Origin of the sequence: Streptomyces sp. NPDC001027 (assembly GCF_040299045.1) — a bacterium.
Taxonomy (GTDB): domain Bacteria; phylum Actinomycetota; class Actinomycetes; order Streptomycetales; family Streptomycetaceae; genus Streptomyces.
In genome coordinates, this window is sequence record NZ_JBEPBI010000524.1 from 1 (window position 1) to 2,098 (window position 2,098).

2 protein-coding genes and 1 pseudogene are annotated in these 2,098 nt (G+C 72.9%); all 3 read left to right on the forward strand.

What is annotated here, in order from left to right; genetic code table 11:
• Positions 1–143 precede the first annotated feature (143 nt).
• Complete coding sequence (gene ruvC / locus ABT300_RS43490) at positions 144–713, forward strand: crossover junction endodeoxyribonuclease RuvC (RefSeq protein WP_351688568.1); 570 nt, start codon at positions 144–146, stop codon at positions 711–713.
• Positions 710–1,315 (forward strand): Holliday junction branch migration protein RuvA, encoded by a 606-nt coding sequence (ruvA, locus tag ABT300_RS43495; RefSeq protein ID WP_351688571.1) that lies wholly within the window; start codon positions 710–712, stop codon positions 1,313–1,315. The genes ruvC and ruvA overlap by 4 nt, the downstream gene beginning before the upstream one ends.
• A 10-nt stretch (positions 1,316–1,325) precedes the next feature.
• Positions 1,326–2,012, forward strand: a pseudogene (gene ruvB, locus ABT300_RS43500) (Holliday junction branch migration DNA helicase RuvB); the annotation flags it as partial.
• Positions 2,013–2,098: the final 86 nt, after the last annotated feature.

The following is a 2,098-nucleotide window of genomic DNA, read 5'->3' on the forward strand; positions in this document are numbered from 1 at the left end:
TCGGCGTGCGCGACCTCCGCGGAGCGGGCGGGCCGGGGGCACACACCCCACCGGCCCGCCGTCGTTGTCGGCGCCAGCGGATAGCCTGCACAAACCGGGGGTCCCCCAGCGAAGCTGGGGGAGATCGAGAGGGAGGGGGCACGGTGCGCGTACTCGGGGTGGACCCCGGTCTCACGCGGTGCGGTGTCGGGGTGGTCGAAGGAGTGGCCGGGCGGCCGCTCACGATGCTCGGCGTCGGTGTCGTCCGCACGCCCGCCGACGCCGAGTTGGGGCAGCGCCTCGTCGCCGTCGAGCAGGGCATCGAAGCGTGGCTGGACGAACACCGACCCGAATACGTCGCGGTGGAACGGGTGTTCAGCCAGCACAACGTGCGCACCGTGATGGGCACCGCGCAGGCCAGCGCCGTCGCCATGCTGTGCGCCGCCCGGCGGGGCATCCCCGTCGCCCTGCACACCCCCAGCGAAGTGAAGGCCGCCGTCACCGGCAGCGGTCGCGCGGACAAGGCCCAGGTCGGCGCGATGGTCACCCGCCTGCTGCGCCTCGACGCGCCCCCCAAGCCCGCCGACGCCGCCGACGCCCTCGCCCTCGCCATCTGCCACATCTGGCGCGCCCCCGCGCACAACCGCCTCCAGCAGGCGGTCGCCCGGCACACCGCCCAGGCGCCCGCACGCCCCTCGACCGCACCGATGACACCGAAAGGCCGTACGGCATGATCGCCTTCGTCAGCGGCACCGTCGCCGCACTCGCCCCGGACACAGCGGTGGTCGAGGTGGGCGGCGTCGGCATGGCCGTCCAGTGCTCGCCGAACACGCTGTCCACGCTCCGGCTCGGAAAGCCGGCCAAGCTCGCCACCTCCCTCGTCGTACGGGAGGACTCGCTGACCCTCTACGGCTTCGTGGACGACGACGAGCGCCAGGTCTTCGAGCTGCTGCAGACCGCCAGCGGCGTCGGCCCCCGGCTCGCCCAGGCCATGCTGGCCGTCCACGCCCCGGACGCCCTGCGCCGCGCGGTGGCCACCGGGGACGAGAAGGCGCTGATCGCCGTCCCCGGCATCGGCAAGAAGGGCGCGCAGAAACTGCTGCTGGAGCTCAAGGACCGGCTCGGCGAGCCGATCGGCGCCCCCGCGGTCGGCGCACCGGTCACCAGCGGCTGGCGCGACCAGCTGCACGCCGCCCTGATCGGCCTCGGCTACGCCACCCGCGAGGCCGACGAGGCGGTCGCCGCCGTGACCCCGCAGGCCGAGGCCGCCGGCGGTGCGCCCCAGGTCGGCCCGCTGCTGAGGGCCGCCCTGCAGACCCTGAACCGCGCCCGCTAGGAGAACGTCAGTGAACTGGGACGACACGACCGAGGAGACCGCCGCCGAGGAGCGGTTGGTGGGCTCGGTCGCCGACCGGGAGGACCAGGCCGTCGAGGCCGCCCTGCGTCCCAAGGACCTCGGCGAGTTCATCGGTCAGGAGAAGGTGCGCGAGCAGCTCGACCTCGTTCTGCGCGCCGCCCGCGCGCGCGGGGCGACCGCCGACCACGTGCTGCTCTCCGGAGCCCCAGGCCTCGGCAAGACCACCCTCTCGATGATCATCGCCGCCGAGATGGGCGCCCCGATCCGCATCACCTCCGGCCCCGCCATCCAGCACGCCGGCGACCTCGCCGCGATCCTCTCCTCGCTCCAGGAGGGCGAGGTCCTCTTCCTCGACGAGATCCACCGCATGTCCCGGCCCGCCGAGGAGATGCTGTACATGGCCATGGAGGACTTCCGCGTCGACGTCATCGTCGGCAAGGGCCCCGGCGCCACGGCCATCCCCCTCGAACTGCCTCCCTTCACCCTCGTCGGCGCCACCACGCGCGCGGGTCTGCTGCCGCCCCCGCTGCGCGACCGCTTCGGGTTCACCGCGCACATGGAGTTCTACGAGCCGGGCGAGCTGCGACGCGTGATCCACCGCTCGGCCGACCTGCTCGACGTCGAGATCGACGCCGCGGGAGCGGCCGAGATCGCCGGCCGCTCCCCCGGCACCCCCCCTAACGCCCGATAGGGAGAGCGTCGGGGTGGGAAAGATTTTTTAACAAGGTTTGTTTATATAGGTGGTGGGCGGAGCATTAAAAA

What these genes read in the sequence shown, in the direction of transcription:
- ruvA (WP_351688571.1), top strand. Translation starts at nt 710, where the DNA reads ATGATCGCCTTCGTCAGCGGCACCGTCGCCGCACTCGCCCCGGACACA.